A 24,883-nucleotide genomic window follows, 5' to 3' on the forward strand; every position below is an offset into this window, starting at 1 on the left:
CGAGCCGAGGATCGAAAGCCGAGAGTCGCGTCGCTACCGCGCGTCGGCCGATCTCACATGTCGCCGAACGCGCTGACGCCGCGGCTCGCGGAGGAGACCTTGGCGATCCAGCGCGTGGCGATGCCCTTCTTCAGCAGCTTCGCGGGCGTGCCGCCGAACGTCTTGATCGGCATCCCCATCACGTCGTGAGCGACCGCCTCCTCACCGACCGAGATGACCGTCCCCTTGTCCTCGTGGGTCCACGAGCGGAGCGGCGCGCCGCGGGCGGCGCGGGCGAGGTTCGCGCCCGCGACCTCCGCGGCCTGCCAGGCGGCCTGCGCGGTCGGCGGGGCCACGTCGTCGTCGCCCTGCTCGACGAGGGCGGTGTCGCCGATGGCGAACACGCGGTCGTCGCTGGTGCTGAAGTCGGAGCCGGCGTGGACGCGGTTCGAGCGGTCGTCCTTCTCGACCTCGACGTTGTCCAGTTCGGGCTGGCCCGTGATGCCGCCGGTCCAGATCAGCACGTCGTAGCCGAGCTCTTCCGGCTCCTCGTCCTCGCCGCCACCGAGGTAGACAGCCCCCTCGTCGGCCTCCGAGATGAAGTCGCCGGTGAGGATCTCGATGTCGGCGTCCTCCAGCCGCTGGCGGAGCGCCCCCTGGATCTGCGGGTCGTTGCCGGGGAACACCTCGTCGAGCCCCTCGACCAGTTTGATCTCGAGCGGGGCGCGGTGCTTGTCGCGGTACTCGGCGATCTCACCGGCCGTCTGGATGCCGGAGAGGCCGGCGCCGCCGACGACGACCTGCGCCGGGTCCGAGCGGGTCGCGTCGGCGGCCGCCTCGCGGACGTCCTCGTGGATCGCCTTCGCGTCGTCGAGCCCCTTCAGCTGGTGGGCGTTCTCCTTCAGCCCCTCGATGCCGAAGAAGGCGGTCGTGGAGCCGACCGCGAGGAGGAGGTAGTCGTAGTCGACGGTCGTGCCGTCGTCGGTCTCGACGGCGCGCTCGTCGGTGTCGACGTCGACGACCCGGCCCTGGACGAAGTCGGACTCGGGGGATTTGATCTCGTCGACGGGGATCGTGATCTTGTCTTCGACCGCGGGGTTCCGGATCGCGCGGTGGGCCTCGTGGAGAACGAGGTGGTAGTCGTGTTCCGAGATCCACGTGAGCTCGGCCTCGCCCTCGCCGACCTCGTCTTCGAACGCCTTCACCGCCCCTGCGCCGGCGTACCCGGAGCCGACGACCACGACCTGTGTACTCATGCCTGCCGCTCCGCGGTCCGTGGGTAAAGTCGCTTTGGAACGCCCGCGCCCGGCAGCGAGCAGCGTGACGGCCGGAGCGCCCGCTACAGCGAGAGGCCGGCGTGCCAGCGGTCCGCGCCCGCCTCGCGTTTCACCTCGTCCATCCGCGTGAGGAGCTTCACCGCGAGGCTCGCGGTCTCGGCCGCGCGCGACTCGCCCTCGGTCCGGAACTCGCCGGTCACGCGGTTGGCGTACACCGAGCAGACCGCGCCGGCGCGGAGCCCGTACACGTTCGCGACCGTGAGGATGGCCGACGCCTCCATCTCGATGTTCTTCACGTTCGCGTCCTGAAGCTCCGCGACGAGCTCGTCGGAGCCGGCGGCCTCGAACCCCTCGAACCCGGGTCGTCCCTGTCCGGCGTAGAAGGAGTCGGCGCTCATCGTGACGCCCGTGTGGTAGTCGTGACCGAGCCGCTCGGCGGCCGCGACCAGGGCGGAGACCACCTCGCCGTCGGCGCTCGCCGGGTAGTCCTCGCGCACGTACTCGTCGCTCGTCCCCTCCTGCCGGACGCCGCCGGTGGTGATGACGAGGTCGCCGACGTCCATCTCCGGCTGGATCGCGCCGCAGGAGCCGACGCGGATGAACGTGTCGACGCCGACGCGCGCGAGCTCCTCGACGGCGATGGCGGCCGAGGGGGAGCCGATCCCGGTTGAGGTGACCGAGATCGGGGCGCCGTCGTAGCTGCCGGTCGCGGTGCGGTACTCGCGGTGGCGCGCGACCTCCTCGTGGTCGCCCCACAGCGCGGTGATCTTGTCGACGCGCTCGGGGTTACCGGGGAGGAGGACCGCGTCCGCGACGTCGTCGGGCGCGGCCTCGACGTGGTATCCGGCCTCGTCGTTGGGGTCCTCGCTGTCGTCGGTCATGTCTCCGCCCTTCGGCGAGCCGTTTAAAAGTAGTTCCGTCTCGGCCGGACGGGTCTCCCGCCGATCTAGTCCTCTCTCGCGTCGGTCCTCCCTCGCGTCAGTCCTCTCTCGCGTCGTCGAGCGTGCCCTCGTTGATCGTGTTCGGGAGCAGTTCCCCGAGCGTGTACTCCGTGACCGCGTCGTCGCCCTCGTCGCAGGCGACGACGAGGTCGTCGGCCGCGAACTCCGCGAGCGTCTGCCGGCACATCCCGCAGGGGGTGACCCCGTCGCGGACGCCCGACGAGACCGCGATCCGGTCGAACTCGCGGTGCCCGTTCTTCACCGCCTCCGCGAGCGCAACCTCCTCGGCGTGGAGGCTGTTGGAGTAGTTCGCGTTCTCGATGTTACAGCCGGTGTAGACGGTGCCGTCGGCGGTCCGGAGCGCGGCGCCGACGCGGTACTCGGAGTAGGGGACGTGGGCGGCGTCGAGGGCTTCGCGCGCCGCGGCGATCAGCTCGTCCATACGGCCGCGTGACGCGGCGGACCGATAACTGTACTGTGTCGCGGTCGCGCCGTCCGGCTCCCGCGTCGCCGGGCGACCACGGGGGCGGTCACTCCCCGTCCGTCCACGCCGAGAAGCCGCCGTCGATGAGGGCGTCGGCCTGCTGGCGGATGTACTCGCGCTGGGTGTCGACCACCGCGGTCGCGAAGTCGTCGCCGTCGTCGAGTCGGGCGCGGACGCGGTCCCGCTTCCAGCTCGCCGGAGTCGTGCGGTTCGCGACGCGCCACCGCAGTGGCGCGATCCATTTCGCGGCCTCGTCGTCCGCGCAGCCGGCGGTCCGGAGCCCGGCCTCCGCGTGATCGAGGAGGTCCGCGTACATCGCGTCCGAGTCGGTCGTCCGGTGGCCGTCGCGGTCGATCCACTCCATGTCGGCGTCGAGCCCGTCGGCGACGGCGGCGTAGAAGTTGTCGCGCGCGGTCTCCCACTCGAGGCCGATGACGGGGTGTTCGTGCTGGGCGAGCGCCTGCATCAGCCCGGCGAAGGCCGCCTGAAACGCGATGGAGTCGCGGACCGTGGGCTGGCCGGGGATCGGCCGGAACTCGATCCGGGCGTTCGCGGCCGAGCGGCTCGCCCCCTCGAAGACGGGGCGAACCCAACGCCAGTAGCTGCCGTGTTTCGTCCGGAACGTCGCGAAGTCGTCGTCGAAGCGATCGCTGCCGCCCGGGTCCGGCATCGGGATGAGCGTCTCGTCGGCCGCGATGCGGTCGACCGCTGTCTCGACGTCGCGGAACTCCCGGGGGAACCGGACCTTGTCGGCGTCGGTCCGCGCGTTGAGGACGGACTCGAAGACGTGGACCCGGTTCTCCGTCGCCCCCTCGGCGAGGACACGCTCGCCGTCCCAGCCGTCGTCGTACAGCGCCGGCGGGAAGAACGGCGAGTTGACGCCGAGCGCCAGCAGGGGGCCGGCGATCCGAAGCGCGTACCGGAAGTGCCGCGGCAGCGTCTCGGCGTGCGCCACCTGATAGTGGGGCTGGATCGACGTGATGAGGCTCTCGGGCATCACCGTCTCCGCCGCCAGCGACACGCCCGGCGCGTCGAGGGTGACGACCGGCTCTTCCTCGGCGTCGGTCGCGGCGCCCCCGTTCGCGTCGGTGGCGTTCAGGTCGTCTCGGCGCGAGTTCGCCATCGCGTGGTACCGGACCGCGTCGCTCATGTTGACCGCGACCACCACGCCGTCGACAGCGACGCTGTCGGTGAGGTATCCCTCCGCGGTCTCGCCCGCCGGCGGGATAGTCCAGAGGCCGTCGGAGACGAGGCGCATCCCCTCGACGCCCGCGGTGTTCTCTGCGGCCTCCAGTCGGGCGCGGACCTCGGCGAGCTGGGCGCGGAGCCCGTGGTCGGAGAGGGGCTGCGGGCTCGTGGACATCTCGGCGTTGTGGAGCCCCAGCTCCTTCTCGAAGCCCATCAGCTCCAAGAGGCGGCGCGGCACGCGCATCAGCGCGTACTCGCCGGCCCGGGACTCCTCGCTCCACCGGCCGTCGCCGACCGCGTAGAACTCGTACTCGAAGCCGACGATCGACTGGTGGTTGTCGAAGGAGCCGTCGCGTAGCTCCTGTTTGACGATCTCGGCCTCCTCGGCCGCGCGCTCGGCGAACGCCTCGGCGTCGACCGAAAGCGCCTCCCGGACCCCGTCGGCCAGCGCGGACTCGGTGGTCATGCGACCGGGGAAGGACGCGGCGGAGTAAAAAGGCCACCGGCCGAGAGGTTCGCGCCGTCCGGTTCGGCAATCAGTCCGTCAGATTCGGGTCTCCGTCCGCCCGGTCCGACTACTGGTTCGCCGAGCGCGCGTCGAGCGCGACCGGTATCGACCGGCTCGCCACGTCCCCGGCGAACGCCTCGCCGTCGGCTTCCAGCAGGTCGAACGTGTCGTAGTGGATCGGGACGACGAGGTCGGGGTCCATCGCCTCGGCCAGGTCCGCCGCCTCGCGGGGGTCCGAGACGATGCCGCCCCCGCCGATGTTCGCGAGGAAGACGGAGACATCGAGCTCGGCGAACCCGTCGAGCGCGTCCGAGTCGCCGGGCCAGAAGACGGTGCGCCCGCCGAGCGACAGGAGGAAGCCGCAGCCGAACCCGGGCGGGTGCGCGACCGAGCCGTCGGCGTCCGCGTTCGGCCCTTCCGGGTCGTTGTGTGCCGGGACGGGCCAGACCCGTACCTCGCCGGCGGGCGTCTCGACGTCGACGCGGTCTTCCTCGCCGACGCGGACGACCTCGTACTCTTCCGCGAGCGCGTCGATCGGCTCCACGTCGCGGTCGATGCCGGCGGGGTCGACCCCGTCGTAGATCACGAGCGTCGCGTCCTCGCTCGCGACAGACCGGATCCCGTCGCTGTCGTAGTGGTGGTCGTGGGTGACGACGACGAGGTCGCCGTCGCGCGCCCAGTAGTCGTCGAGGACGCCGTACCGGCCGGGGTCGGTGTAGGCCACCGGCCCCCCGTCCGTCTCCAGCCGCGCCGTCGCGTAGCCGAGCCACTCCACCGAGAACTCCTCGTAGCAGACCGTCATGTTACCGTCTGCGGGCGCGCTCGTCTTGAGGGTGGCTATCGGTCGCGGTCGCGCTCGGCGTCGAGGGCCGTGTCGTCGATCGCCCCGTCGTCGACCGAGCCGTCGTCGACCGAGCCGTCGTCGACCGATTCGCCCTCACCGATCACGAGCAGGTCCCACGCCGCCGTGAGCGTCTCGCCGTCGATCGACCGCCCTAGCGCGTGCTCGGGAACGAGCGGCATCGGAATCGGAACGTATCCGGCCTCGCGCAGCGCCGCGAACCCGCTGACCGTCTCGACGACCGTCCCGTCGCCTCCCCGCCGGACGCGGAACCGCTTGTCGTCCGGATCGCGGCGGTACGCGAACGGGAACGCCTCGTCCGGCGGGGTCTGGAGGCTATCGACGCCGGCGAGGACGGCGACCGCCTCGCCGTCGACCTCGCAGAGGAGCCGGGGGACGACGGGTCGCCCCTCGTCGTCGACCGCGGCGGCGTCGACGTCCGAGCGGGCCGTCACCGGGCCGAGGGGCGTGTCCGTCTCGCGCCAGCCGAACGTCGGATGGCCGAGGCCGTCGGCGCGGACGCAGGCGTAGCCGCCGCCCGAGACCGGGACCCGGTCCGGGCCGAGGTGGAAGGTTCGTCGACCGTCGGTCCGCTCGGCGAGCAGCGGCGGGTCGGCGAGGAGGTCGCGCACGGCCGCCGCGGTGTCGGCGTCGCGGGCGACGAACAGCGCGCGGCGGCCCCGGTCGAGCGCGTGGCCGAGCCGCGAGGCGATCACGATCGGCGTCGCGTCGTCCGCTGCGAGCGGTTCCACCGCCAACCGGTCGTCGCCGCGGGTCGCGACCGCCGGCGGCTCGGCGCCCGTCTCCGGGCGGTCGACCTCGAACCCCGCCGCCGCGAGTCGCTCGACGGCCGCGTCGGTGAGGTCTCGCCGCGTCGCGTCGCCGAGCGGGCCTGGCATGTGTTACCCTACGAACCGGACCGTCAAGGAGTTTCGCGTGTCGGAACGTCAGTCGTCGCCGGCGAACCGACGGACGCGGGCGAGCGAGTCGGCGTCGTCGACCCCCTTGTCCTCGCGGACGCCGACGAAGCGGGGGAACCGGAGCGCGTAGCCTGCGGAGTACGTCGGCGAGGTCTGGATCTCCTCGTAGCCGACCTCGACCACCAGTTCGGGGTCGAACGAGACCGTCGTCCCCGTCTCGTCGACGACGTGCGGCTCCAACCGCTCCGTGAGGTCCGCGAGCGCCTCGTCGGTGATCCCCGTCGCCACCTTGCCGACCGTGGCGTACCCCGGTGGCGCGGGGTCGTCGGCGTCGCGGCCGCCGGCGTCGCGGTCGGCCGCGTCGTTCCCGGCGTCCCGCGCCGCGGACTCGTCCCCCTCGCGGACCGCGAGCAGGAACGTGCCGAACAGCTCCGCACGGCGCCCCTCGCCCCACTCGGCCCCGACGACGACGGCGTCGAGCGTCTCCACGTCGGGCTTTCGCTTCAGCCAGTCGCGCCCGCGGTCGCCGGGAGTGTACGCCGCGTCGGGTTTCTTCAGCATGACGCCTTCGTGGCCCGCGTCGAGCGCGGCCCGCTCCTCGGCCGCGATCGAGTCCGTGTCCGCGGCGACGGTGAGATCCGCGGCTGCGTCCGGGAGGAACTCGTGGAGCCGCTCGTGGCGCGTGGTGAGGGGTTCGTCGAGTAAGTCGTCGCCGTCGGCGTGGAGGCAGTCGAACGCGTGGAGCCGCAGGGAGACCGCCTCGCGCATCCGGTCGATGTCGTGTTTTCGCCGGAACCGCCGCAGCACCTCCTGAAACGGGAGCGGGTCGCCGTCGTCGTCGACCGCGACGACCTCGCCGTCGAGGATGACGGGCGCGTCGACGCGGTCGGCGACGAACTCGACGATCTCGGGGAGCGCGTCCGTCACGTCGTCCATGTTCCGCGAGTAGAGCCGTGGACCGAGCGCGGTGCCCTCGCCGCCCGGCGCGTCGCCGTCCGGCACGCCGTCGTCCGCCTCGGCTCCGTCCGGCGCGTAGTGAACCTGAACGCGAGCCCCGTCGAACTTCGTCTCGACGGCGACCTTGCCGAACGCGTCGAGCGCGTCGGTCGCGGTGCCCGCCTGCGCGAGCATCGCCTGGACCGGGCGGCCGACGCGCAGCGACTCCTCGCGGAGCCCCGCGACTCCCTCGTCGCGGGCGCGGACCGCGACCCGCCCGTAGTCGTTCGTCACCTGAAGCGCCCGCTCGACGGCCGCGACCGCGTCGTCGGGCGCGGCGAGTTCGGGACCGTCGCCGTCGGCGGGGCCGTCATCGTCGTCGTCCCCGGACTCGTCGCCGTCGTGGGGCGTCTCGGAGGTCAGGAACGCCTCCGCGATCGCGTCCCGGACGGTTCCCTCGCCGACGCCGAGCCGCATCTCGCCGAGGATAAGGCGGGCGAGGAAAGCCGCCTCGCTCGGCGAACAGCGGGTGAACAGCCCGAACAGGGCGTCGCGTTTGCGCGACTCGCTGCCGTCGCCGCTCGCGGCCGCGAGGTTGCGGAGTTCCTCGTCGAGCGCGGCCACCGTGAGCGCGTCGCGACCGGAGCCGAACGCGGCGAGGCCCCGCTGGCCGCCGAAGTCGTACGCGGCCGCGACCGCACCGATCTCGCCCCGCTCGGCGAGGCGGTCCTCGACGTCGGCGGCGTCGACGTTCGGGCCCGCGGCGCGGGCGATCGCCTCGCGGCAGAGCGCGGGCCCAACGTCGAGCGTACGGGTGTCGTGGGCGGGGAAGACGCGACCGAGGAGGAACCGGACGACGACCGGGAGGTCGTCGGTCGACCCGTGGTTCGCGCCGCCGTCGCCGGCGTCCGCGAGCAGGTTGGCGACCGCAAGGGTCGTCTCGATGTCGCCGTCGTGCGCGGCCACCCGTTCCGCCCGCTCAGCCAGCGCGGCGAATTCCATACGCGTCGGGTCGGCGGCCGGCGGGCAAAAGCGACGCGATGACGGCGGGCGACCGGGCCGGGGAACCGCTTTTCACCTCCGCCCTCGTACAGCCGTCTATGTACGTCCGCGACGCCAAAAACCGTGACGAGGCGTGGTTGTTGGACGCGATCGAGCAGCTGGGGCTCGACGACGTCGCCTTCCGGTCGCGGGACTACGTGATCGCGGTCGACGAGGAGTCGGGCGACCGGGCCGGGTTCGGTCGGCTCCGCCTCCACCGCGGCGACGAGGACGAGGAAAACCGGATCGAGCTCACCGGCATCGGCGTCCTCCCCGAGTGGCGCGACCGCGGCGTCGGGGCGCACGTCGTGGAGCGCCTCGTCGACACCGCGGCCGCGGACAGGTTCGAGACGGTGTACGTGCTCACCGACCAGCCGGAGTACCTGACGCAGTTCGGCTTCGAGCGCGTCGACACCGACGACCTCCCGCCGGCCCTCTCGGACCGCCTCACCGAGAAGCGCGAGTTCCTCGGCGGCGGGGTCGTCGGCCTCGAACTGACCGTCGACGCGTTCGAGATGGCGGACCGGTTCCGGCGGGCGTTCAAGGACGCCGAGCCGACGGGCGACGACGAGCCGGAGGAGTCGGCGGAGGACTTCGGGATCGACCCCGACTCGGCGACGTACAAGTACGACACCGGTCGCTGAGCCGCGAGACTGGTTTTTTGTGGCCGCTGTGGCGCGTGCCTCCGAGCGTCCGAAGGACGCGAGGAGCACGCGCGAGGGAGTCGGTGGTCCGGAGCGGAGCGGAGGACCACCGACGAGGCTGGGGAGGTGTGAGGCGCGGTCGCTGTGCGGGGCGGGGCTCGCGGCTGGGGCTTCGGTGGTGGTCGTTTCGATCGATAATTCATAAGTGGTATCGTCAGACAGCCGAGCGGCTGGGTGTTCGAGGTTGCTCAGCGTGGCGGCGTCAATTGCGTATAACTGGAGCCGGGATGAGGGTGATTTTACGTATAAATAAACGCTCGCCGTGTCGACGCTCACACCGGCGACCGTAGCGTCACAGCATCACCACTCGTCGAAGGAAGCAGCGTATGAATGGCGGACAGGCGGGGTAGCCCGGCGTTCCGTCACGGGGTATCCCGATTGCCTCCTCCACCCCGCGACCCGACGAGCGACTGGCGTCCGGCGGTGGGCTGCTCGCTTCCGCGCCTGACCCAATATCGCCGACGAACCGCGACGGACCGCTCCTGCGAGCGGGCGCCACGGACCGCTGTCCCCGGCGGACGAGGCTTCCACGTTGGCTCTCGGGGCCCGTGCCGGTCTGACCGGACGTGCCCGCTGTTCGGTCCCCGCTGAAGACTGCCTCACGGGTAACGAGCGGGGCCTAACCGCCCGACCTAGTCCGTTCGACGATATTCGGGTGCGGCATAAGGGCCTTTCGTTCGCCGGGCGACGGCGACGCGGGCGGCGAGCGCGCGTCGGAAAAGAGGCGTCCCGCGCGTTCCGGCGTCTCGGCTACGACAACACCGCTCGGGCGTACACCGCCGCGGAGAGCGGCAGCGGGACGGAGAGCGCGACGACGGCGGGCGCGTGCCACACCAGCCAGAGGTGGTCGCGGAACACGGCGGTCGGTTGGACCGCGAGCGCCCACGTCGCCGCGCTCGCGGTTGTCGCGAGCCCGAGGACGATTGCCACGCCCGCGAGCGTCCCCGGGTCGACGTTCCCCTGCTCGACCGAGGCGATAACGACCGCGGCGAGCAGCGCGAACAGCGCGATCCCGCTCCAGCCGACGGCCCCGGAGGCGTAGTAGGACGCGAGCTGCGACGCGTACTCCGGCCCCGTGATGATCGCGTACGGCGCGACGAGCGCGACGACGGTGACGACCGCGGCGGCGATCCCGACCCGACGCGAGACGGCGCGGAGGTTCATACCCGACCTCGGAACGGAACCGCGGTAAAAGGACCGGATCGGAGCGGACGCGGGGGGCGGCCGCCTCGCCGCGCTCCGTTCCCGTAGCGTTTTGGCCCGTCGGCACCCACTACGGACCATGTCACTCGACGTCGACCTGCCGGAGCCTCCCGAACTCGCCGCCGTCGACCCGAACGAGTACGAGGACGCCGAGGTGGCTGGCGGCGAGTACCGCCGCGACGACCTCGAAGCGCTCCTCCGCGAGGGCGCGTGGGAGGAGGCGTTCGATCAGTGGGCCGCGGGCAGCGACATGGACGCAGCGGACTGGCAGATCGCGCTCGACCTCGAGTTAGTCTCCCGGTTCGACTTCTTCTGGGACGACTTCGCCGACCGGGTCGGCTACCACGCGCCGGGGCTGCCAGAGGACTGGAAGGAGCGCGACCTCCACCCAGACCTCGACTCGTGGGGGACCGTCTCCGCGATCAACGCGGGGCTCACGGAGCTCGGGCAGATCGTCTGCGAGACGCTCAAGGAGGAGTACATCGACTGGGAGGCCGACTTCGAGGCGCCGGACGACCTGCCGGACTTCGACGAGTAGCGTCCGCTTGTGGACGGGAGGCGACTGCTCAGTGGCCCCAGCGGTTCCCGTCCGGGTCGTAGCGCGCGTCCATGATCCGGTCCCACTGCTCGTCGGAGAGGTGGAGGTCGGCCGCCGCGACGTTCTCGTCGAGCTGGTCGACCGTCCGCGCGCCGACGATTGGGACGCAGGTGAACTCGTCCCAGCCGGAGAGCCACGCAAGCGCGACCTGCGCGGGCGTCGCGTCGCACTCGTCGGCCACATCGCGGACCGCGTCGAGCACCTTCCAGCCGCGCTCGGAGAGATAGAAGCGCTCGAACCGGTCGTCGAAGCTCGCCCGGGAGCCGTCGGGCGCGATCACCTGCTCGGGGTCGTCCGGGTCGGCGCGCTCGTACTTCCCGGTGAGGAACCCGCCCGCGAGCGGAGAGTACGGGCAGACCGCGAGGTCTTGGTCGATACAGACGTCGAGGTACTCCTTCACGTCCTCGTAGTAGCCCGCGTGGTGGAGTGGCTGGACCACGTCGAAGCCCGCGTACCCGTTGGCGTCGGCGGTCCACTGCGCCTTCGTCAGTTGCCACGCCGCCATCGTCGACGCGCCGAGGTGGTGGACCTTTCCCTCGGCGACCAGCTCGTCGAGCGCGCGCATCGTCTCCTCGATGGGGGTGTCCTCGTCCCAGCGGTGGATGTAGTAGATATCGAGGTAGTCCGTGCCGAGCCGGTCGAGGGTCCCCTCGATCTGCGCGCGGATGTGTTTCCGGCCGAGCCCGGAGTCGTTGGGTCCGGGCTCGCCGCGCCCGTCGAATGGGAAGTACACCTTCGAGGCGATCACGTAGTCCTCGCGGTCCCGCTCCGCGAGCCACTCGCCGATGTACGTCTCGCTTTTCCCGTTCGGCGTCCCGTAGACGTTGGCCGTGTCGATGAAGTTGATCCCGCGGTCCGCGGCCGCGTCGAGGAGCTCGTGTGACTCCTCGCGACCCGTCTCCACGACGCCGTTCGTCTCGCGCCCGAACCGCCACGTGCCGAAGCAGAGCTCCGAGACGCTGAGCCCGGTGTTCCCGAGCCGTCGGTAGTCCATACCCGGTCCTCGCGGGGGAGGTGTGTAAAGCGTGGCGGCGCCGGCCGGCGACGCCGCGAATATCGGCCGAGGCGCCGACGCGAGCGCGGACGGCCCGGCCTGCGGCCGCGCCTACCCGAAGTTCTCGACCTTCGCGGCGTCCGCGTCGCCGCCCGCCGCCTCGATGGCGGCCTCCGCGTCGGCGACGAGGTCGGCGAACCCGTAGACGAACACGGTCCCGCCGTCGGCGCCGGTGAGGACGTCGGCGACGGCGTCGGTCAGGGGGGCATCGCCGTCGAGCAGCCTGACCGCGGCGCCGCGCTCGCGGAGGGCGTCGATCCGGTCGGCGTGGGCCACGTCGTCGTCGCGGTAGACGACGGCGGCCTCGGCGTCCTCGTCGAGCGCGCGCTCGGCGATGGCGACCGCGGGGCCGACCCCGGGGCCGCCCGCGATCACGACCGCGCGTGGCTCGCCGTCGTAGTGCTGGTCGCCGAAGGGGCCAGAGAGCGTCATCTCGGTGCCCGCCTCGGCGCCGGAGAGGAACGCCGAGAACTCGCCGCCCTCGTCGGGGTCGATACCGACCGTGACCTCGAACGTCTCGCCGACGCGGGGCGACGAGAGGGTGTAGAACCGCGCGACCGACTCGCCGTCGATCTCGGTGCCGAGCTTCACGAACTGTCCGGGTTCGGCCGCGAACCCCTCGGGGGCGCGGAAGCGGAGGGCGTACGTGTCGGAGCCGACCGGCTCCACCGACTCGACCGTCGCTGTCGTGTCCATACGTCGGATCGGCGGGGCAGACACAAACGCCTTCCCGTCGCCGTCGGTCCTGCCCATGTCGAAACCGGTTCGGACGGGAGGCCCAGACCGCCGCTGCGGTGACCGGCCCGCAGGGCCGACTGCCTCGGCATGGGGACGACCCGACACATGGACGCCAGATGCGAGGATACCCGACGCCTTGGCCTACCTCGTCGTGAACAAGTCCGCCGCGCACGGGGCCGACGCAGTTCGTCAAACGTCGAAAACGGGTCCGACGCGAAGGGTCGATCGTGATGATTTTGGTGAACGAACATCCAATTATATGCGTTATTACAAGGTATATAGGGCTCAAAGCTGACAATATTCGCGATATCGAAGACGTACGTCCAGATACACCTCGGTGGCTCCTTCCAGAAGCCTTTTGATGAGTCCGCCGGAACCTTGCCCATAGCACATGGCTGCGGATTTCAACTGGGCTGTCGGCGGAGAGGCCGGCGACGGCATCGACTCGACGGGGAAGATCTTCGCACAGGCGCTTTCCCGCGCGGGTCGACACGTGTTCACGTCGAAGGACTTCGCATCTCGGATACGGGGCGGCTACACCGCCTACAAGGTGCGGACCTCCGTCGACAAGGTACAGAGCGTCGTTGACCGACTCGACGTGCTCATCGCGTTGACCCCCCGGACGATCGAGGAGAACCTCGACGAGCTCCACGAGGGGTCGGTGATCATCTACGACGGCGAACGGACGACGATGCAGGACGTCGAGATCCCCGAGGGGATGATCGGCCTCGACGTGCCGCTGAAGAGCCTGGCCGAGGAGGCCGGCGGCGCGATTATGCGGAACGTCGTCGCGCTCGGCGCGGCCTGCGAGGTGGCCGAGTTCCCCATCGAGAACCTCGACTCGGCGCTGGAGAAGCGGTTCAAGGACAAGGGCCAGAAGCTCGTCGACAACAACAAGGAGGCGGCCCGCGCGGGCCAGTCGTACGTCGCCGACGAGTACGACCACGAGTTCGACTACTCGCTGGAGACCACCGACGAGGACTACGTCCTCCTCAACGGCGACGAAGCGATCGGCATGGGCGCCATCGCGGCCGGCTGCCGCTTCTACGCCGGCTACCCGATCACGCCCGCGACCGACGTGATGACGTATCTCACCGGCCGCATCGAGCGGTACGGCGGCCACGTCGTCCAGGCGGAAGACGAGCTCTCCGCGATCAACATGGCGCTGGGCGCGGCCCGCGGCGGCGCCCGCGCGATGACCGCGACCTCCGGGCCGGGGATCGACCTGATGACCGAGACGTTCGGGCTCATCGCCACCTCGGAGACGCCGCTCGTCATCTGTAACGTGATGCGCTCGGGCCCCTCGACGGGGATGCCGACGAAACAGGAGCAGGGCGACCTGAACCAGATGTTGTACGGCGGCCACGGCGAGGTGCCGCGGTTCGTCCTCGCGCCGACCACCATCTCGGAGTGCTTCTGGAAGACCGTCGAGGCGTTCAACCTCGCCGAGAAGTACCAGCTCCCTGTCTACCTCACCGCCGACCTCTCGATGGCGGTCACCGAGCAGACGTTCTCCCCGGAGACGTTCGACATGGACGAGGTGGAGATCGATCGCGGCAAGATCGTCGACGAGACGGCGATCGACGACCACATGAGCGAGTCGGGCGGCTTCCAGCCCCACGAGATCACCGATGACGGGGTCTCGCCGCGGGCGTTCCCCGGTACGGCCGACGGCGCGCACATGTCCACCGGCCTCGAACACGACGAGCAGGGCCGCCGGACAGAGGACACGGAGATGCGCGTCGAGCAGGTCGACAAGCGCAACCGCAAGGTCGAGACCGCCCGCGAGCGCGAGGACTGGAGCCCGCGCGAGTTCGGTGACGAGGACGCGGACACCCTCGTCATCACGTGGGGGTCGAACGAGGGCGCGCTCGCCGAGGCAGTGGAGTTCCTCGACGAGGACGGACTGGACGTGCGGGTCCTCTCGGTCCCGTACATCTTCCCGCGGCCGGACCTCGCGGAAGACGTGGCGGCCGCCGAGACGACGGTCGTCGTCGAGTGTAACGAGCAGGGCCAGTTCGCGGACCTCGTCGAACACGACGTGCTCGAACGCGTCGACCGCGTGAACAAGTACAACGGCGTGCGGTTCAAGGCCGACGAACTCGCAGCGGAGATCAAGTCGACCCTCGAAGCGGGGGTGGAGGCGTAACCAATGAGCTCAGACATTCGATTCACCGATTTCAAGTCCGACAAGCAGCCGACGTGGTGCCCGGGGTGCGGCGACTTCGGGACGATGAACGGGATGATGAAGGCCCTCGCGGAGACGGGCAACGACCCCGACAACACCTTCGTCGTCGCCGGCATCGGCTGTTCCGGCAAGATCGGCACGTACATGCACAGCTACGCGCTCCACGGGGTTCACGGGCGCGCGCTCCCCGTCGGCACCGGCGTCAAGATGGCGCGGCCCGACATCGAGGTGATGGTGGCCGGCGGCGACGGCGACGGCTACTCCATCGGCGCGGGCCACTTCGTCCACGCCGTCCGGCGCAACGTCGACATGACGTACGTCGTGATGGACAACCGCATCTACGGGCTGACGAAGGGCCAAGCGTCGCCGACCTCCCGCGAGGACTTCGAGACGTCGACGAGCCCCGACGGGCCCAAACAGCCGCCGGTGAACCCCCACGCGCTGGCGCTCGCCTCCGGCGCGACGTTCATCGCGCAGTCGTTCTCCTCGGACGCGCTCCGCCACCAAGAGATCATCCAGGAGGCCATCGAGCACGACGGGTTCGGCTTCGTCAACGTCTACTCCCCCTGCGTCACCTTCAACGACGTCGACACGTACGACTACTTCCGCGACTCGCTGGTCGACCTGAAGGAGGCGGACCACGACCCGACCGACCGCGAGGCGGCGAAGGACGTGATCCTCGACAACGAGAAGGAACACCAGGGCGTCATCTACAAGGACGAGTCGTCGGTGCCGTACCACGAGCAGCACGGCGTCGACGAGGACATGTCGGTGCTTCCGGACGGCGCCCCCGAGGGCGCGACCGACCTCGTCCGCGAGTTCTACTGAACCGCGCCGCGGTCCCGGCGGGCGGACCCGATCCGACGCCCGTTTCGGGGGCCGGGTCTGCGTCCGACCGCCGGATGAGACCCCGGTAATTCCGACCTCTCTCGACGGCCAAAACCGGGCGAACGAGGGGGTTCGCGCGTATTTTCCGGTGGGTTTCAGCAAGCCTAATTAGGTGGGTCCGTAACCGTCGTGTATGGTTGACCGCTACGACGTCGCCATCGCCGGCGCCGGTCCGGCGGGCGCGCAGTGCGCCCGTGACCTGGCGACGCGCGACTACGACGTCGTCGTCTTAGAGACGGAGTCGGAAGACGAGTTCCCGCGACAGAGCAACAAGTCGACGGCGGGCACGTTCCCGTCGATGATGTCCTCTTTCGGAATCCCCGACGACGTCGTGATGTCGTACACCGACGACGTCGTGCTGGAGTCGCCCAACGAGTACTATGAGAGCTACCAGCCGGGCGCGGTGTTGGAGTTCGCGGAGTTCAAGCAGTTCCTCGTCGCCGACGGTCGCGACAACGGCGCGGAGTACCGCTTCGACGCGCGGGTCTCGCGGCCGATCCTCGACGACGACGGCGTCATCGAGGGGGTGCGGTACAACGGCGACGAAGCGGTGTACGCCGACATCGTGATCGACGCTACCGGTCCGGCCGCACCGATCGCCAGCGCGCTCGACGTGGTCGACCTCGAACGCGAGAACCAAGCCATCGGTATCGAGTACGAGATGGAGGGCGTCGAGATGAACCACCCGGACTACGCGGACCTCCGGCGGGCGATGATGCTCCGCTTGGACCACAACATCGCGCCCGGCGGCTACTCGTGGATCTTCGCGACCGGCGAGGACACCGCGAAGGTCGGCATCTGTTACATCCAGAACGACCGCCACCGCGAGTTCGCCGAGGCGGGGAAGACCGTCGACGGGTACCTCGACGACTGGATCGACCGCGACCCGCGGTTCGCCGAGGCGGAACAGATCGACGAGACGGTCCACCGCGGCTCCGCGCACATTCAGCGCCCGGAGCAGATGTACACCGACCGGTTCCTCGCCGTCGGCGACACAGTGCCGAGCATCGACCCGCTGTGGGGAGAAGGGATCCACAAGGGCATGAAGTCGGCCCGCGCCGCCGCGGCGACCGTCGACCGCTGTCTCACCGACTCGGAGCGGCGAATCGACGCGGAGAGCCTCGCGGTGTACGAGACGCTCTGGCACCGAGACGTGGCGCCGCGCGCGGAGTCGCGACTGACGCTCACGGAGTTGCTGTACCTCGCACCCAACGAGCGGTACGACCGGTTGATGCGCGATCTCCAAGAGACCGACGACGACATCTTGGCGAAGGCGAACCGCGGCGAGAAAGCGGGGATGGCGCGGCTGCTTCACCTCGACGACGTCCCGCTGCTCGCGAAGTACGCCCGCGAGCGGTTCGGTATCTGAGGAGCCGGGCCGACCGGTCGCGGGCGCACACATTCTGCGGGCGGGTGACGCGTCGCGACGTTTGAAGAACCGTTCGGAGAAGGCGGGTGGGCGGCGGCCGCGACCGTTACCGTTCGTCGAGGGGAACGAACTCGCTGTCTTCCGGACCGGTGTACCGGGCGCGCGGACGGATGAGGCGGTTGTCCTCTTGATACTCGGCGACGTGCGCGATCCAGCCGCCGACGCGGCTCATCGCGAAGATGGGCGTGTACATGTCGACGGGGATGCCGAGCGAGTCGTAGACGGAGCCGGAGTAGAAGTCGACGTTCGGGGCGATCCCCTCCTCGACGAGCCCCTGTTCGGTGAGGTACTCCTCGATGGCGGTGGTGTAGTCCAGCCACTTGGTGTCGCCCGACGATTCGGCGAGGTCGCGGAGCTTCTCCTCGAGGATGTTCGCGCGGGGGTCTTTCACCTTGTAGACGCGGTGCCCGAAGCCGGGGACGCGCCGTCCGTCGTCCCGGGCGTCTTTCACCCACTGGACGGGGTCCTTCGAGGAGGCGTCCACCTCGTGGAGCACCTCCATCACGTCTTGGTTCGCGCCGCCGTGGAGCGGACCGGAGAGCGCGCCGATACCCCCGGTGACGCCGGAGTAAACGTCCGCCATCGTCGACCCGATCACCATCGCGGTGAACGTGGAGGCGTTGAGCCCGTGGTCGGCGTGGAGCGTGAGCGCCATGTCGAACGTCTCCTCGCTCACGTCGTCCGGCTCGGTCCCGGTCAGCATGTAGAGGAAGTTCCCGGCGTGCGAGAGGTCCGGGTCGGGGGCGACCGGCTCCTCGCCCTGACGGACGCGCTCGAACGCGGCGAGGACCGTCGGGATCTTCGCCGTGATCCGTCGTCCCTGACGAAGCGTGGCCTCACCGGCGTCGGCCTCGTCGTCCGGGTCGTACGCCGACAGCATCGACGTCGCGGTCCGGAGCGCGGCCATCGGACGCTCGCCGGCGTCCGCGAGCGCGCGGACCGTCTCGATGACGTCGTCGTCAACCTCGCGCTCCGCCGCGAGGTCGGCGGCGAACGCGTCGAGCTCCGCGGCGGTGGGGAGCGAGCCGTGCCACAGGAGGTACAGCACCTCCTCGTAGCTCGCGCCCCGCGCCAGGTCTTCGATGTCGTACCCGCGATACACGAGCTTCCCGACCTCGCCGTCGACGTAGCTCAGATCTGACTCCGCGACGAGGACGCCCTCGAGCCCGCGTTTTAACTCATCAGCCATACCCCGAGTTATCTAGGCCGTCAAAAAAGCGTTATCTTTCAGGAGGGATACGTTACGACAATCGTGGTATGTGGCCGCGTCGAACGACGACGTGACAGCGAGCGAAAACGTCTGGCGTGGATGCGATCGCCAGCCAGCGGGGCGATCGGACGGCCGTCGGGCGGCTACGTCCGACCCGAACGGCCGGTTGCGGGATTCACCGCGCCGGGACGACCGTCACGGTCCGGTTCCGGTCGATCGCGTCCTCCAGTTCCTCGGCGATGGCCGAGCCGCGCGAGACCTGAACCTCACCGCCGCGCCCGACCGTGGCAGTGAAGAGGTACTCGCCGTCCGCGCGCACTTCGACCGTCTCGCCGACCTCGTCGTCGACGTCGATGACGACGTGACGCGAGGTGATCTCCGGCGCGACCACCGTCCCGCTCTCGGCGCCGACCTGCCCGTCGCCGTGCCCGTTCTCGGGGCCGCCGGCGGGACCGGCGCCGGACCCGCCGGGCTTCTCGTCGTGTGTGCGGACGTCGATGTCGATCCCGAGGCGGTTCTCGATGTCGGCGATGCGGCCGCCGCCCTTCCCGATCACCGTGCCGATGTCGCCCTCGGTGACGTAGACGACCGCCTCGTCGTCGCCGTTCAGCTCCACCTCGACGTGGCCGTGCGCGACCGAGCGGATCTCGCGTTCGATCTCCTTTTTCGCGATGCGGCCGACGCCCGTCTCGCTCCCCGCCTCGCCGCCGTCCTCGTCGAGCGGGACGGTGACGACCTGCCGGTTGAACGTGTATATCTCGTACTCCGGCCGACCGGTCTCGAAGTTCGACACCTGAATGACCGGACGGGCGAGGTCCTCGGCGGTGAGCCCCGCCGGCACCTTCACTTCCGTCGTCACGTCGTAGACCGTGTGGACCTCGCCGGCCTCGATGTAGACGACGGTGTCGACGATCTGCGGGATCATCCCGAGTTCGACGCGGCCGACGAGCCGCTGGAGCGCGTCGATGGCGCGGGAGGCGTGGACGACGCCGACCATGCCGACGCCAGCCATACGCATGTCGGAGAACACCTCGAAGTCGTTCGTCTTCCGGACCTCGTCGTAGATGGTGTAGTCCGGCCGGACGAGGAGGAGAGAGTCGGCGGTGTTCTCCATCTCGCCGCCGAGCGCGCCGTACTGCGTGATCTCGGGACCGACTTGGAGGTCTCGGGGCTTCTCCATCGTCTTCACCGCGTAGTCGCTGTCGTTCAGGAACTCCGCGACCGCCTGCGCGAACGTCGACTTCCCGGCGCCGGGCGAGCCCGAGATGAGGACACCGCGTTTCCGCTCCGCGAACCGGTCGCGGAGCTCGTCGGCGAACTCGTAGTCGTCGAGGTCCGTCTTCGCGATGGGACGGACGGCGGTGATCTCGACGCCGTCGGCGAACGGCGGGCGCGCCACCGCGATCCGGTAGTTGCGGAACTGGACGATGTCCATCCCGTCGTCAGAGAGCTCGATGAACCCCTCGCTCGACTGGCGGGCCAGGTCGACGATCGAGTTCGCCCACTCCCGCAGCTGCGCCTCGTCGGTGGGGTCGTCCGCGATCTCGACGTAGCGCATCTCGCCGAGCGCCCCGCGCTTCGCCTTCGGGACGGTCCCCGTCTTGAGGTGGACTGACATCGTCTCGTCGGTGAAAAAGTCCTGTATCGGCAGCTCGTCGACGACGCCGCGGGCGACGGGCTCGACGTACTCGACGTCGAGCCCCTTCGCGCGGGCCACCTCGGCCTGAACCACGTCGCTGGAGAGGAGCGTCGCGTCGTGGTCGGCGGCGAGGTCGCGGATCAGCGCGTCCACGTCGCCCTCGTGTGCGTTCGAGCGGGCGTCGCCGCTCGCGCGCTCGCCGACGTACCGCAGCTCGATCGTCCCGTCGTCGGCGTAGTCCGCGAGCCGCTTGAGTTCGCTGAGCCCGTCCCAGCCGGATTCGAGCCCGTCGTTCGCCTGCGACTCCAACTCGCCGACGACCGCCTCCGGGACGAACACGGTGACCGACTCGTAGGTCCCGTCCGCGACGCGTTCGGACACGCGGCCGTCGACGACCGCGCTCGTGTCCGGTACTACGTTCATACCCGAGTTCGGGACGGGAACCGTATAAGGGTGTTCGACCGGGGGCCGCGGGCGGACGGCGTGGAATCGCGCCGGTCAGTCGTCGCGTCGGTCGTGGCGGTCGAGCGGCGCGGCGGTCGCGCCTCCGTCGAACCGGTCGACCCGCTCAGTCGTCCGCGGCCGCCCGCTCCGCCCGCTCGGCCGCCAACCGCTCGGCGTAACCGGTGAAGTTCTCGAACAGTTGCTTCGCCTCGCAGGCGGCGTCGTAGGCGTCGGGCGTGATCGACTCGAGGACGCCGTCCACGCGGGCGTCACCGATCTGATCCCGCTTACCGTCGGTCACGTCGCGGGCCGTGTCGATGTCGTACTCCGGGTGGAACTGGACCCCCCAGCAGTGGCCGTCGCGGAACGCGTGGACGCCGCGGTCGTTCTCCGCGAGCAGCGTCGCTGACGGCGGGAGTTCGACGACTGCGTCGCCGTGGGTGGTGAAGGCGGTGAACGTCTCGTCGATCCCCTCGAACAGCGGGTCGTCGCGAGGTCGGCGGATCTCGTTGTAGCCGATCTCGAACCCGTCCATGCCCGCGACGCGGCCGCCGAGCGCCTCCGCGAGCACCTGGTGACCGTAACAGACGCCGAGGACGGGGACGCCGGCGTCGGCGGCCTCGGCGACGTAGTCGACGAGCGGCGGGATCCACGCCTCGTCCCAGTAGACCGACGAGCGCGACCCGGTCACCACGACGCCGTCGAACTCGGTGTGATCGGGGAGGTCTCCCGCGACGGCGTCGAACTCGACGAGGTCGGCGTCGAGCTCTCTGCGGAAGTTCCGCCGGGTGTTCGCACCGTCGTGGGCGGCGTTCAGCAGGGCGAACCGGAGGCGAGTCATCAGGCGAAGAGTTCGGCGAGAGTCACAAAACGGTTGCGACGCCGGACGCCCCGGCCGACGACGCGGACGCGGGCGTCGCGCGGCCCCGAACGCCGCGCCTACTCGAACCGGCCGGCCGCGTGTTCGGCGAGCCAGCCGACGAGGAGGTCGTTGACCGCGGCCGACGCCTCGACTCCGACGAGGTGGCGCGCCCCGTCGATCCCGTGGAACTCCCCACGGGGGAGCCCCTCCGCGAGCGTCTCCCCGGCCGTGGCCGGACAGACCGTGTCGTCGGTGCCGTGGACGACGAGCGCGGGCGTGGTGATCTCGTGGAGGCGACCGGCGAGGTCGAACCCCTCGATCGCGGCGCGGTGCGCCTCGTACGTCTCGCGGTCGGCGTCCTCCGCGAGGCGCCACTCCGCGATCCGCGAGAGCGCGTCGGGATGGGCCTCACGGAAGTCGAGCGAGAGGAGGCCGTTCAGCGACCCCTCGACGGCGGCCGGATCGGCCGGGGGGGCCCAGACGCCGTCGGGGTTGTAGGCGTCCCCCGCGGGCGGCGTCCCGACGAGCGCGACGCTCGCCGGCCGCGAGGAACTCGCCGCGGCCGTCAGCGCGACCATCCCGCCGAGCCCGTAGCCGACAAGGTGAGCGTTTCGGATCCCCTTGGCGGCACACACCGCGTCCACGTCGGCCGCGAGCTCCCCGACCGCGTACGGGCCGGGCGGGGCGTCGGACCGCCCGACACCCCGCGTCTCCGGGGTGATCACGGTGTGTGGACCGGCGAGCGCCGCGTGCTGCCAGCCGAACTGCCAGGCGCCGAGCCCGACGTCGCCGCAGAACACCACCGCCTCGTCGCCGTCGCCGGTGTCGGGGGCGTCCACCTCGTACCGGATCTCGGTCCCGGCGTTGGTCGCGTGCGGCATAGTGGCGAACTGGGCGCGTTCAGGCCTCCTGAAGGCTGCGGAGGACGTCCGGCGCCGCGTCGAGGGCGTCGTCTAAGGCGTCCGCGTCCGGGCCGCCGCCCTGCGCGAAGTCCGGCGGCCCGCCGCCGCCACCGCCGACGCGCCCGGCGAGCTCCGAGACGACCTGCCCCGCGTTCACGTCGACGCAATCGGGGACGCCAACGACGAAGCTCGCGGAGCCGTCCGCGCCGCTGCCGATCACCGCGACTTTCCCGTCGTCGACGTGGGCGTTCGCGGTCGCGCGCAGTTCGTCGGCGTCGCCGTCGAGCCGCTGGATCACCGCTGTCGTCCCGGCAACCTCGACCGCCTCGGCGTCGGCGCCGCCGGCGGCCCGCGCGGCCGCGAGCTCCTCTTTGAGCGACTCGATCTCCTTGCCGCGGGCCTTCCACTCCTCGAAGAAGCGCTCGGCGGTGTCCGGCACGTCGAGCGGGTCCACGTCCAGGACCTCGGCCGCGTCGTACAGCGCGTCCTCGGTGCGCTGGGTCGCCTCCACCGCCGCGGCCCCGGCCGCGAAGACGATGCGCTCGACGCCGTCCTGTACCGGCTCCGTCTTCAGCACTTTCACGGCGCCGATCTCGCCGGTGCGGGCGACGTGCGTGCCGGCGCAGGCCTGAACGTCGGCGTCGCCGACGTGGATCAGCCGGACGTTCGTTCCCGGCGGGACGCCGCCCTGATACAGGTCGAAGCCGTGCTCGGCCTCCGCCTCGTTGCGGTCGGGCCACTCCTGGCGGACGGGGACGTCGTCGCGGACCAACTCGTTCGCGACGCGCTCGATCGCCTTCACGTCCTCGCGGTCGATGCGCTCGAAGTGGCGCACGTCGAGCCGCGCCGAGTCGGTTCCCTTCTGGGCGCCAGCCTGCCGGACGTGGTCGCCGAGCACCTCGCGGGCGGCGTGACCGATCAGGTGCGTCGCGGTGTGGTGCGCGCGCAGTCGGTCGCGGCGGTCGCCGTCCACCTGCCCCGTGACGAACTCGCCTTTGCCGGGGTCCGCGTCCGTGCGGTGGAGCACGACCCCGTCGACCTCCTGAACGTCGTCGACGTCGACGGTGGTCTCTCCGACCGTGAGGTGGCCGCGGTCGGCCGGCTGACCGCCGCTCTCGGGGTAGAACATCGTCTGGTCCAGCACCACGTCGTACCCGCCCTCGGCCTCCAGCACGTCGAGGACGACCGCCTCGAACTCCGTGCGTCCCTGGTCGTCGTAGAACAGCTTCTCCGTCTCGGGGAGGTCGGCGAGCCGCTCGTCGCGCTCGTCGCTCTCTCCCGCGGCGTCGCCCTCCTCGTGTCGGTCGGCGACGAGCGCGTAGAAGTCGTCGGGCACGTCGACGGTCGCGCCGCGCTCGTCGGCGATGTCGGCGACCATGTCGGGCTGGATCCCGTGGGAGTCGTACAGCTCCAGTAGCTCCCCCGTCGGGATCGGCTCACCGGTGCCGGCGTACTCGTCGGCGAGCTGTTCGACCTTGCGGGCGCCGCGCTCCAGCGTCCGCTCGTACTTCCGCTCCTCGCTGCGGACGATCTCGCGGATCGTGTCGCGGTTCTCGTAGCCGAGCCGCTCGGCCTGCATGTCGACCAGCTCGTCGAGCGGCGCGTCGACGCCGACCTCGTCGACGAGGCGCTTCATCCGGCGGAGCACCATCCGGGCAAGGTAGCCCGTGCCGACGTTCGACGGGACGATCTCGTCGCCGAACATGTACGCGAGCGTCCGCGAGTGGTCGGCGATCGCGTAGATCGCTTCGAGCGGTTCCACCAGCTCGCGCAGTCGGTCGACGTCCACGTCGAGCCGGTCTGCGATCTCGCCGCGGGCGGCCTCCACGTCGTCGACGTCGTCGATGTCGAGCCGGCCGGAGAGCTTGGCGGCGCGGTGGACGATCTCGCGTTCGGCCTCGGTGTGCTCGACACCGGCGTTGTCTTTCAGGAAGTCGATCGCGTCGGGGTAGACGGCCTCGTACACGGTCGCGGTCCCCTGGCTCATCCACGTCCACCGCTCTAACCCGTACCCGGTGTCGACGATGTACGTGTCCATGAACGAGTACGAGTTCCCGTCTTTCATCTCGTAGTCGCCGTCGGGGTCCCGCTCCATACACATGAAGACGAGCGTCGCCAGCTCGGCGCCCTTGTAGATGACCTCGATGGCGGGGCCGGCGTTACCGCCGCCGACCCACGGGTCCTCGATGTAGGTGATCTCTTCGAGGTCGGCGCCGAGACTCTCGAACAGCTCGTCGCAGTACCGGACCGTCTCGTCTTTCCAGTACACCTCGCCGTGGTAGGCGTACTCGTCCTCGTCGACCTCCTCGCGCGTGTTGAACGCGTGGTGGGCCATCATCTCGAACGCCATCGTGTGCCGGCCCGTCTTGCCGACGTTGTCGATGTCCTGCATCCGGATACAGGGCTGCGAGATGGTCAGCGGGTTCGCCGGCGGGGGCGTCTGTCCCGAGGTGACGAGCGGCTGGAAGTCGTAGATTGACGCCTGCGTCAGGAGCACGTCGTCGCGCCAGCGGTTCGCGGCGACCGGGTACGGGTCGATCCGCTCGTGGCCGTTGTCTTCGAAGAAGGAGAGGAACGCCTCGCGCATCTCCGACAGCGAGTGCGCCTCCGGGAAGCCCGGGTCGTCGATGAAGCTGTAGTCCTCGCAGGGCGGCTCGCCGCACAGGTCGCGGTCGCCGTCGCGGGTCCAGAAGTGCGCGCCACAGGAGGGACACTCCTTGCGCTCGAACCCCTCCTCCTCGAAGTAGTCGAGACGGTACTCCGCTTCGAGATCGCTCATTACACGAACGTGGCCCGTGTTGCTCCAAAAGGGTTCCGGGGTCGCTCGTCGCCGGCGAGGAGGGCGGAGCGCGGGACGGCCGGAACCGCCCGACTGCGGAGATCGGTACGAAGTTTTATGCTCTCGGCGT

The 24,883-nt window shown here is 70.3% G+C and carries 20 protein-coding genes and 1 other RNA gene; 5 read left to right on the forward strand and 16 right to left on the reverse strand.

The features are described from left to right. Positions 1 to 53 precede the first annotated feature (53 nt). The 7 genes from EXE41_RS07535 to EXE41_RS07565 all read right to left on the reverse strand — a co-directional run bounded on the left by EXE41_RS07535 (position 54) and on the right by EXE41_RS07565 (position 8,076). The gene (locus tag EXE41_RS07535; protein WP_086216112.1) at positions 54 to 1,235 is read right to left on the reverse strand and encodes an NAD(P)/FAD-dependent oxidoreductase; all 1,182 of its coding nucleotides are present in this window, start codon (positions 1,233 to 1,235) and stop codon (positions 54 to 56) included. An 83-nt stretch (positions 1,236 to 1,318) separates the two neighbouring features. After that, on the reverse strand, positions 1,319 to 2,137 hold the full coding sequence (locus EXE41_RS07540) for a nucleoside phosphorylase (protein WP_049931170.1): 819 nt from the start codon (positions 2,135 to 2,137) through the stop codon (positions 1,319 to 1,321). Between the two features lie 97 nt (positions 2,138 to 2,234). Further along, on the reverse strand, positions 2,235 to 2,639 hold the full coding sequence (cdd, locus tag EXE41_RS19970) for a cytidine deaminase (protein WP_049931171.1): 405 nt from the start codon (positions 2,637 to 2,639) through the stop codon (positions 2,235 to 2,237). A gap of 88 nt (positions 2,640 to 2,727) precedes the next feature. Further along, on the reverse strand, positions 2,728 to 4,335 hold the full coding sequence (locus EXE41_RS19975) for a hypothetical protein (protein ID WP_049931175.1): 1,608 nt from the start codon (positions 4,333 to 4,335) through the stop codon (positions 2,728 to 2,730). Positions 4,336 to 4,444: 109 nt separating this feature from the next. Continuing rightward, the gene (locus tag EXE41_RS07555; RefSeq protein ID WP_137690678.1) at positions 4,445 to 5,179 is read right to left on the reverse strand and encodes an MBL fold metallo-hydrolase; all 735 of its coding nucleotides are present in this window, start codon (positions 5,177 to 5,179) and stop codon (positions 4,445 to 4,447) included. Between the two features lie 35 nt (positions 5,180 to 5,214). After that, on the reverse strand, positions 5,215 to 6,117 hold the full coding sequence (locus EXE41_RS07560) for a hypothetical protein (RefSeq protein ID WP_137690679.1): 903 nt from the start codon (positions 6,115 to 6,117) through the stop codon (positions 5,215 to 5,217). 48 nt (positions 6,118 to 6,165) lie between these two features. Further along, positions 6,166 to 8,076, reverse strand: coding sequence for a DNA ligase (locus tag EXE41_RS07565; RefSeq protein ID WP_137690680.1), 1,911 nt, complete (start codon positions 8,074 to 8,076; stop codon positions 6,166 to 6,168). Between the two features lie 98 nt (positions 8,077 to 8,174). Here EXE41_RS07565 and EXE41_RS07570 point away from each other — a divergent pair, with 98 nt between their 5' ends. Then, positions 8,175 to 8,759, forward strand: coding sequence for a GNAT family N-acetyltransferase (locus EXE41_RS07570; RefSeq protein ID WP_137690681.1), 585 nt, complete (start codon positions 8,175 to 8,177; stop codon positions 8,757 to 8,759). Positions 8,760 to 9,150: 391 nt separating this feature from the next. Here EXE41_RS07570 and ffs read toward each other — a convergent pair. Together ffs and EXE41_RS07580 are read right to left on the reverse strand one after the other, a co-directional pair. Then, positions 9,151 to 9,462: signal recognition particle sRNA (gene ffs / locus EXE41_RS07575), an RNA gene on the reverse strand. Positions 9,463 to 9,569: 107 nt separating this feature from the next. Next, positions 9,570 to 9,983 (reverse strand): hypothetical protein, encoded by a 414-nt coding sequence (locus EXE41_RS07580; RefSeq protein WP_086219636.1) that lies wholly within the window; start codon positions 9,981 to 9,983, stop codon positions 9,570 to 9,572. Positions 9,984 to 10,101: 118 nt separating this feature from the next. Here EXE41_RS07580 and EXE41_RS07585 point away from each other — a divergent pair, with 118 nt between their 5' ends. After that, a complete protein-coding gene (locus EXE41_RS07585; RefSeq protein WP_049931186.1) occupies positions 10,102 to 10,560 on the forward strand; it encodes a hypothetical protein in 459 nt (152 codons plus the stop codon). A gap of 28 nt (positions 10,561 to 10,588) precedes the next feature. Here EXE41_RS07585 and EXE41_RS07590 read toward each other — a convergent pair whose 3' ends face one another. Both EXE41_RS07590 and EXE41_RS07595 read right to left on the reverse strand, forming a co-directional pair. Continuing rightward, positions 10,589 to 11,614, reverse strand: coding sequence for an aldo/keto reductase (locus EXE41_RS07590; RefSeq protein WP_089307892.1), 1,026 nt, complete (start codon positions 11,612 to 11,614; stop codon positions 10,589 to 10,591). 111 nt (positions 11,615 to 11,725) lie between these two features. Continuing rightward, positions 11,726 to 12,370 carry an FAD-dependent oxidoreductase gene (locus tag EXE41_RS07595; RefSeq protein WP_086216260.1) on the reverse strand — a complete coding sequence of 215 codons (645 nt, stop codon included), beginning with the start codon at positions 12,368 to 12,370 and terminating at the stop codon, positions 11,726 to 11,728. A gap of 433 nt (positions 12,371 to 12,803) precedes the next feature. On the opposite strand from EXE41_RS07595, the gene EXE41_RS07600 reads away from it, so the two are divergent. From EXE41_RS07600 to EXE41_RS07610, 3 genes are all read left to right on the forward strand, one after another. After that, positions 12,804 to 14,561, forward strand: a complete 1,758-nt coding sequence (locus EXE41_RS07600; RefSeq protein ID WP_086216261.1) for a 2-oxoacid:acceptor oxidoreductase subunit alpha — start codon at positions 12,804 to 12,806, stop codon at positions 14,559 to 14,561. Between the two features lie 3 nt (positions 14,562 to 14,564). Next, positions 14,565 to 15,428 (forward strand): 2-oxoacid:ferredoxin oxidoreductase subunit beta, encoded by an 864-nt coding sequence (locus tag EXE41_RS07605; RefSeq protein WP_049931193.1) that lies wholly within the window; start codon positions 14,565 to 14,567, stop codon positions 15,426 to 15,428. Between the two features lie 193 nt (positions 15,429 to 15,621). Beyond that, the gene (locus EXE41_RS07610; RefSeq protein ID WP_049931194.1) at positions 15,622 to 16,857 is read left to right on the forward strand and encodes a digeranylgeranylglycerophospholipid reductase; all 1,236 of its coding nucleotides are present in this window, start codon (positions 15,622 to 15,624) and stop codon (positions 16,855 to 16,857) included. Positions 16,858 to 16,963: 106 nt separating this feature from the next. Here the strand turns inward: EXE41_RS07610 and citZ are convergent, their stop codons facing one another. The 5 genes from citZ to alaS all read right to left on the reverse strand — a co-directional run bounded on the left by citZ (position 16,964) and on the right by alaS (position 24,753). Further along, complete coding sequence (citZ, locus tag EXE41_RS07615) at positions 16,964 to 18,106, reverse strand: citrate synthase (RefSeq protein WP_086216262.1); 1,143 nt, start codon at positions 18,104 to 18,106, stop codon at positions 16,964 to 16,966. Positions 18,107 to 18,302: 196 nt separating this feature from the next. Further along, entirely contained in the window at positions 18,303 to 20,189 is a 1,887-nt protein-coding gene (locus tag EXE41_RS07620; protein WP_137690682.1) for a PINc/VapC family ATPase, read from the reverse strand. Between the two features lie 145 nt (positions 20,190 to 20,334). After that, entirely contained in the window at positions 20,335 to 21,051 is a 717-nt protein-coding gene (locus EXE41_RS07625; RefSeq protein WP_049931200.1) for a type 1 glutamine amidotransferase, read from the reverse strand. Positions 21,052 to 21,149: 98 nt separating this feature from the next. After that, positions 21,150 to 21,953: an alpha/beta fold hydrolase gene (locus EXE41_RS07630; RefSeq protein WP_137690683.1), complete on the reverse strand. Its 804-nt coding sequence runs from the start codon at positions 21,951 to 21,953 to the stop codon at positions 21,150 to 21,152. 19 nt (positions 21,954 to 21,972) lie between these two features. Continuing rightward, positions 21,973 to 24,753, reverse strand: coding sequence for an alanine--tRNA ligase (gene alaS / locus EXE41_RS07635; protein WP_137690684.1), 2,781 nt, complete (start codon positions 24,751 to 24,753; stop codon positions 21,973 to 21,975). Positions 24,754 to 24,883 lie beyond the last annotated feature (130 nt).

Source organism: Halorubrum sp. SD690R, from assembly GCF_005435035.1.
Taxonomy (GTDB): Archaea; Halobacteriota; Halobacteria; order Halobacteriales; family Haloferacaceae; genus Halorubrum; species Halorubrum ezzemoulense.

Coding starts and splice junctions, on each gene's coding strand:
- EXE41_RS07620 (WP_137690682.1), bottom strand. CDS start 20,189: ATGAACGTAGTACCGGACACGAGCGCGGTCGTCGACGGCCGCGTGTCC.
- EXE41_RS19975 (WP_049931175.1), bottom strand. CDS start 4,335: ATGACCACCGAGTCCGCGCTGGCCGACGGGGTCCGGGAGGCGCTTTCG.
- EXE41_RS07600 (WP_086216261.1), top strand. CDS start 12,804: ATGGCTGCGGATTTCAACTGGGCTGTCGGCGGAGAGGCCGGCGACGGC.
- EXE41_RS07630 (WP_137690683.1), bottom strand. CDS start 21,953: ATGCCGCACGCGACCAACGCCGGGACCGAGATCCGGTACGAGGTGGAC.
- EXE41_RS07590 (WP_089307892.1), bottom strand. CDS start 11,614: ATGGACTACCGACGGCTCGGGAACACCGGGCTCAGCGTCTCGGAGCTC.
- EXE41_RS07625 (WP_049931200.1), bottom strand. CDS start 21,051: ATGACTCGCCTCCGGTTCGCCCTGCTGAACGCCGCCCACGACGGTGCG.
- EXE41_RS07610 (WP_049931194.1), top strand. CDS start 15,622: ATGGTTGACCGCTACGACGTCGCCATCGCCGGCGCCGGTCCGGCGGGC.
- alaS (WP_137690684.1), bottom strand. CDS start 24,753: ATGAGCGATCTCGAAGCGGAGTACCGTCTCGACTACTTCGAGGAGGAG.
- EXE41_RS07555 (WP_137690678.1), bottom strand. CDS start 5,179: ATGACGGTCTGCTACGAGGAGTTCTCGGTGGAGTGGCTCGGCTACGCG.
- EXE41_RS07565 (WP_137690680.1), bottom strand. CDS start 8,076: ATGGAATTCGCCGCGCTGGCTGAGCGGGCGGAACGGGTGGCCGCGCAC.
- EXE41_RS07535 (WP_086216112.1), bottom strand. CDS start 1,235: ATGAGTACACAGGTCGTGGTCGTCGGCTCCGGGTACGCCGGCGCAGGG.
- EXE41_RS07585 (WP_049931186.1), top strand. CDS start 10,102: ATGTCACTCGACGTCGACCTGCCGGAGCCTCCCGAACTCGCCGCCGTC.
- cdd (WP_049931171.1), bottom strand. CDS start 2,639: ATGGACGAGCTGATCGCCGCGGCGCGCGAAGCCCTCGACGCCGCCCAC.
- citZ (WP_086216262.1), bottom strand. CDS start 18,106: ATGGCTGATGAGTTAAAACGCGGGCTCGAGGGCGTCCTCGTCGCGGAG.
- EXE41_RS07595 (WP_086216260.1), bottom strand. CDS start 12,370: ATGGACACGACAGCGACGGTCGAGTCGGTGGAGCCGGTCGGCTCCGAC.
- EXE41_RS07605 (WP_049931193.1), top strand. CDS start 14,565: ATGAGCTCAGACATTCGATTCACCGATTTCAAGTCCGACAAGCAGCCG.
- EXE41_RS07580 (WP_086219636.1), bottom strand. CDS start 9,983: ATGAACCTCCGCGCCGTCTCGCGTCGGGTCGGGATCGCCGCCGCGGTC.
- EXE41_RS07540 (WP_049931170.1), bottom strand. CDS start 2,137: ATGACCGACGACAGCGAGGACCCCAACGACGAGGCCGGATACCACGTC.
- EXE41_RS07570 (WP_137690681.1), top strand. CDS start 8,175: ATGTACGTCCGCGACGCCAAAAACCGTGACGAGGCGTGGTTGTTGGAC.
- EXE41_RS07560 (WP_137690679.1), bottom strand. CDS start 6,117: ATGCCAGGCCCGCTCGGCGACGCGACGCGGCGAGACCTCACCGACGCG.